This is a genomic window from Paenibacillus senegalensis JC66 (assembly GCF_000285515.1).
Classification (GTDB): Bacteria; Bacillota; Bacilli; order Paenibacillales; family NBRC-103111; genus Paenibacillus_L; species Paenibacillus_L senegalensis.
The window spans coordinates 540,492-546,624 of the sequence record NZ_HE610960.1; the positions used below are offsets into that span (position 1 = coordinate 540,492).

Here is a 6,133-nt window from a genome sequence, read left to right on the forward strand (position 1 = left end):
ATTGAGGGAGGGATAACATTGAATATTTCCAAGACGATAAGAGAACGCAGATCCATTCGGAAGTTCAAGACAGCTTGCGATGAGCCTTGGCTTGCCATTGATTCGGCTGGTCGAGTTCCTGCCCATCATCCCTTCACTGAGACAAAAAGCAGAAAAAATCGAGCAGTTGTTCGCGGAACCGGAAATGGAAGACGGAACGGCCACGGCCATTCCTGGCAGCTGCACAGTGGAGTTTGACAACGTTACTTTTTCTTACGATGACAAGGAAGTGATTCGCAATATTTCGTTTACGGCCCGGGAAAATACGGTCACAGCTATTGTTGGAGAGTCGGGAGCAGGCAAATCGACGCTGGCCAAGCTGCTTGTACGCTTTTGGGACGTGGAGCATGGCCAAATTACGATCGGCGGTGTGGACGTACGCGATCTTTCCTTCGAAACGCTGATGAATACCGTATCTTACGTCTCCCAGGACATCTTCCTGTTCAACACGTCCATTATGGAAAATATACGTGCAGGCCGGCCAAATGCGAGTGACGAGGAAGTGATCGAAATGGCCAAGCTGGCGCAATGCCACGACTTCATTATGGAAACCGGGCACGGCTATGCTACCGTTGTCGGGGAAAGCGGCGACAAGCTGTCAGGCGGGCAGCGTCAACGGATTTCAATTGCGCGAGCTTTGCTGAAAAATGCACCGATCGTCGTGCTGGATGAAGCTACTTCTGCTGCCGACCCGGAAAATGAGGACAAAATCCAGGAAGCACTGAACGGACTTATTCAAGGAAAAACGTTAATCGTGATCGCGCACCGGCTTTCGACTATCGTCGATGCCGGCTCTATCCTCGTCCTGGAACGCGGCCGAATCGCAGCAACGGGTACACACCAGGAGCTGCTGGAGCATTCTCCCTTGTACCGGACGATGTGGCGGGCGCATATGGCCTCCATGAGCTGGGAAATCGCCTCCAAAGTCCCGGACACGATAATCAATGAAAGGAGCGGATAGACGATGCTGCGATTTGTAGCCCGAATGCTTGAGTTTGCGGGTCCGCACGCACGGAAATTGAAGCTCGCCTTCGTCTTGAGCTTTATGGAAAGCTTGCTGGCCAATATGCCGGTTTTCGCTGCCTTGTACGTTTTTGCAAAAATGATCGACCGTACTATCACCTCTTCCGATGCTTGGCTGGTTGGCGGCGTAATGCTCGCAGCCGTGCTTGCGAGGTGCGTTTTGAGACGACTGTTCGTCACGCTGGAAAGCGGTACAGGATACGACATTTGCGCACAAGAGCGCATTGCCATCGGGGAAAGGTTTAAGCGGTTTCCGATGGGATTTTTTACAGAAGGCAATCTCGGAAATGTGACATCCGCTGTTTCCATCGATCTGCTGTTTGTCGAGGAGCAGGGCATGGGCGCTCTGGATAAAGTGATCAACGGATTCGCCGGGATGCTAATCGGATGCGCAGTACTGCTTGCCGTTGACTGGAGGATCGGACTTGCCGTTACGGTCATCACCGGTTTCGCCTTGCTTTCACTCGATAAACTGCAAGAGGTCGGGATCAAGCATTCACGCGAGCGGCAGAAGCAGCAAGCGAAGCTGACGGCCGCCGTGCTCGAATATGTACGGGGCATTTCAGTGATCAAATCGCTCAACATGACCGGAGAGAAGGCCAAATCCGTTCACGAGGCAATCGAAAGCGCGCGCGATCATGCGATCGATTACGAGGAAAAATTCAATCCGCCGAGCTTCCGTTATCAGACATGGTTTTCGTTGGCAACTGCTGTTACTGTACTGATGGCGACTGTTTTGTATTACAACGGCAGCTTGTCAATGCCGGTAATGCTCATGCTGCTTGTATATGTGTTTTACATGTATACTCCAGTGAAATCGCTTGCCACGATAACCAGCATGATTCGTGTGATGGAGGCCGGATTGGACCGATATGAACGACTGAACCAAGTGGAAATCCTTGACGAGGGCGCATCTGAAATGCGGCTAAACCGGTATGATGTCGAGTTCCGGGACGTGTCGTTCGCTTATGAGCGGGACGAGGTACTGAGAAACATCAGCTTCCATGTACCGGAAAAAAGCATGACTGCACTCGTGGGCGCATCCGGATCGGGCAAATCGACAATCGCTAATCTGATCGTAAGGTTTTGGGACGTGCAGCAGGGCGAAGTGCTTGCCGGCGGAGTTAACGTCAAAAGTATGACGTGTGATAGTCTGCTGAATCATATCGCCATGGTTTTCCAAAACGTCTATTTGTTCAATGACACGATCTACAACAACATTAAATTCGGAAATCCTGACGCAGAGTTCGCGGAAGTCGTCGCTGCGGCCAAAAAAGCCCGCTGTCATGATTTTATAGCCGCGCTCGAAAACGGCTACGATACGGTCATCGGAGAAGGCGGCGGTACGCTGTCGGGCGGAGAGAAGCAGCGCATTTCGATCGCACGCGCGATTTTGAAAGACGCGCCGATCATCATTCTCGATGAAGCGACGGCAAGCGTTGATCCCGACAACGAGCAGTACATTCAGCAGGCGATCAGCGAGCTGATCAAGGACAAAACGCTGATCGTGATCGCCCACAGGCTCTCGACGATTCGAAGCGCAGACCAGATTCTGGTCCTGGACCATGGCCAAATCGTGCAGCGCGGAACTCACGATGAACTGATCGGCCAGGACGGCCCGTACGCCCGGCTGTGGCACAAGCGGCAGGCGGCCAGAAGCTGGAAGATCACCGCCGAATCAACCGCTGCCGGCTGACTTCACGCCTTGCCCGCTCCTGCAGCGGCGGCGCCGGTGCAATTGTATAAGAAAACCGCATACATTTCGCCGTCTCTTGCGCTCCCAGTGCAATTGTATACGGAAAACCGCATACATTTCGCCGTCTCTTGCGTTCCCGGTGCAATTGTATACGAAAAACCGCATACATTTCGCCGTCTCTTGCGTTCCCAGTGCAATTGTATACGGAAAATAGTCATGTGTTCTCCAGTTCTGGCACAACTCCGGCATGAAAATGGCCAAGGTTCGCGGGGTTCGAGGGATTCGAGGGATTCGAGGGCTGCGCGGGTTTGTTGCCTGCGTTTTGTACGAAATGTCGTACAAATGCATGAGGTTAAAGTGCGAATACCGGAGATTTGTATGAAACGTCGTACAAATACAGGGGATTGAAGGGCAATTACCCAATATTTGTATGACAAATCGTACAAAAGATGGAATTAAAGTGCGATTGCCCGAGATTTGTATGACAAATCGTACAAATGCTGGGGTTTAAGCAATTAAGGAGCTGCCGCCAGTGTTTTAAACGAAATGTCGTACAAGTTATGTGAATGAGGTACGATTACCCGAGATTGCTCATCATGCGGAAGTTTTATATTTACAGAAAAACCGTATACATTTCACCTTCTCTTGCGCTCCGATGGGGATACATGGAAAATTGACATAGAAAGAGTCAAATCGGGAATTTGACGTTCCCGTATCAATCTACGCACTCATTGTCCCCCATGGAATACTTTCAAAATAAAATCACTTTCCGGCACCCCAAGCTCTCTGTATGATCTTAAAAAAGCTAGGTTTTCATAAGTAACTTCTACAATCTGAGGAATAATGAGGTGATTATCCAGCTTGATTATTCCGTATCTAGCTATCGGTTTGTGATAACAACCTAATGCCCCGGGATTAAAATAAACTGCCTTGGGAGTAATGAAATTGTGCACAGCATGATGATGTCCAAAACAAACTAATCGATAATTGGAATCGGATTTCTTCTTATAAAATTGGTCAAGCTTCTCACCAGACGGATCTTGATCTATTGGGATAAAATTGTCCATCTCATCCAAATGATAATGAGTAAAGAGGTGCTCTTCTGTCTTAATCGTAATGGGTAAACTATCTAGAAACCTTATAAATTCTTCTTCCATTCGTTCCGCTATCCACTTATGATGTTTCCGGACATGCTCATGTCCTACAGGAGTTGGACGATCATAGAATGCAGCAACTACTGCGTTATCATGATTCCCTTTTACGAAAGAGATGTTTTCTTGATCCAATTACAATTCTATGACCTCGTTACTATCTGGTCCGATTCCAACAAGATCACCAAGACAAAAAATGTGATCTACTTCTTTGCTCCTTATGTCGGTTAAGACAGCGCGTAAAGCGGGACTGTTGCCATGAATATCTGTAATAATGGCGTATTTTTTCACGTGTTTTTTCACCTTTCATCTTTCTGCTGGCGCCTCGCTGTACTTACTCATTAACTCGGTATCTTCTTGAGATAGCTGGTTCAATTAATAACATTCCCGTCCTTGGTTAAATGTAACGTCGATTTCGTTTAATGTTTTACGTACTCGTGACACAAACCCAGCCTCAGATAGCTCTTTCTTAGGCTGGGTCGTCTGTTGTCTGGGCTTTATTTATGAAGCTGCAGCTGTAGAGAATTCGCCTCCTCAGCCATTTTTTTATGTATCGCTATAATTAAATGAAGCCGGTTAAGTCTCTCTCTGAGTTTATCATTGGTAGGTTCTTTCTCTAACTGGGCCATGATCGAAAAATATTGCGGGACCTCCCACACACTTCTCAAGGCTGTGCTTAAACAGAATCCATATCTCACTAAATCTACGTCACCCCGCCAATCCATATCTCGCAAACCCTCTAGGTATGCATTATACAAAGAGGTCTGGAACCATTTATATTGATCTGGCGGTATAATTCCAAGACTCATGTTCACCCCATATAACTTACCCAAATCTTCACCAATGCCCGATATACTCATAAACTGCCAATCGATTAGTACTAGTCTAGTTTTGTTTGCTTCATTTTTAACAAGCAGCATGTTCATCTGACTCAGATCTTGATGCGCTAGTACACGCGGTAGCCGTTGGAGTGAGTTTAAAGCAGAATCAAGGTTGTTGAGCAGCTCTTGATACCAGGCCCAAGTACGTTGCACATGGTCAGTAGATATTCGACTTACATACTCCTCCATATTAGGCGCATACATACGGCTTGCTGTCGTCCAGGACTTGAGCCAAGCCCTGCATATCCACTCTTGATTAGGCAGCATTTGTTTTGTTTTAAGATAGGACCCATTAAAACGGCCTATTTGTCGGGCAATATATGCAAATTGCTCAACTGTATTGGCATATTCACCTTTAACAAATTCCATCCAGATCCATATCTCACCATCTTGTTGTTCTTCCACGAGGAAACTCTCTGCAGCGCAAATAGATTCAGGAAGCTCTTTTAGCAATCCGGACTCAAACACAAGTGCTTCCCGTCTCCAAAAGTTGTGGTGCTCAGGGTTATCTTTCTCGGCGGTGTCCGGCTTAATGATTTTTAAAATAACACACCACTGCTTCAATTCGCTCTTTATCTTAACCATCCCATGCAAGCGGAAAATACCGGAGGTGGTAAAGTTCGGAGTTTTATAGCCCATATCATCACAAGTTACGGATACAAGTTCAACATCAGGACTTCCATAAATAGCTTTAATACAAGTCAGGATCTGATCCATTTTATCCTCTATTGGTATTCCGGCATTATTTTCCAATGTTATATTAGAGCACATTTTATGAGATCCTTGTTAATTATATAGTAGAGGGCATAAAGTGCGAACCCCTTTTTATCGTACAACAAACGTCCCCTGAACTTCTACCAAAATCGCGAAATCCCTTGCAGGATGCGAGGGCGAACTTCTAGGGTTTTCATGTGAGCTAAGGGTTTGCACCACGTTCGAAATCATCCCCTTCACGATTTCCTTTTCGGTAAATCAAAGGGGTTCCGTCATCCTAGATTACTTTCATATTCCCGCTCTATTCTTCTCTTGCATCCCTTAAATCTCTTAAATAAAAAGCATAATCCATGGAGACACTCGCGGCCCCCACCTGTCTTAACATCGTAGAGATATTTCCTCTATGATAAGTTCCATGATTCACCAATGTTAATAAAATTTCGCTCACTGTATGGTGCATGTGTTTGCCAGTCTTGCTTAAGTATTCTATCTTTCTAATAATATTGACTTCTGGATCACTGAAACGCGCTATTGAACTATGTAATTTTTTGAAATTCTCTTTATAACTTTTTATGCCTTCAAATTCCTGCATTCTTTTGTTGCCGTTTATCCCATCTATTACATCCAGC

4 protein-coding genes and 1 pseudogene are annotated in these 6,133 nt (G+C 46.5%); 2 read left to right on the forward strand and 3 right to left on the reverse strand.

Going from position 1 to position 6,133, the window contains the following annotated elements:
* Positions 1-91 precede the first annotated feature (91 nt).
* Together PSHG_RS28160 and PSHG_RS18170 are read left to right on the forward strand one after the other, a co-directional pair.
* Positions 92-1,000, forward strand: a complete 909-nt coding sequence (locus tag PSHG_RS28160) for an ABC transporter ATP-binding protein (protein ID WP_210436480.1) — start codon at positions 92-94, stop codon at positions 998-1,000.
* Positions 1,001-1,003: 3 nt separating this feature from the next.
* A complete protein-coding gene (locus PSHG_RS18170) occupies positions 1,004-2,758 on the forward strand; it encodes an ABC transporter ATP-binding protein (protein ID WP_010275815.1) in 1,755 nt (584 codons plus the stop codon).
* A gap of 728 nt (positions 2,759-3,486) precedes the next feature.
* Here PSHG_RS18170 and PSHG_RS28165 read toward each other — a convergent pair.
* The 3 genes and pseudogenes from PSHG_RS28165 to PSHG_RS29520 all read right to left on the reverse strand — a co-directional run.
* A pseudogene (locus tag PSHG_RS28165) lies at positions 3,487-4,212 on the reverse strand (metallophosphoesterase family protein).
* Between the two features lie 194 nt (positions 4,213-4,406).
* On the reverse strand, positions 4,407-5,507 hold the full coding sequence (locus PSHG_RS28170) for a phosphotransferase (RefSeq protein ID WP_157213470.1): 1,101 nt from the start codon (positions 5,505-5,507) through the stop codon (positions 4,407-4,409).
* A gap of 298 nt (positions 5,508-5,805) precedes the next feature.
* Positions 5,806-6,133: DinB family protein (locus tag PSHG_RS29520; protein ID WP_316244848.1), on the reverse strand; the 328-nt coding region annotated here is incomplete at its 5' end.

What these genes read in the sequence shown, in the direction of transcription:
- PSHG_RS18170 (WP_010275815.1), top strand. Translation starts at nt 1,004, where the DNA reads ATGCTGCGATTTGTAGCCCGAATGCTTGAGTTTGCGGGTCCGCACGCA.
- PSHG_RS28170 (WP_157213470.1), bottom strand. Translation starts at nt 5,507, where the DNA reads ATGGATCAGATCCTGACTTGTATTAAAGCTATTTATGGAAGTCCTGAT.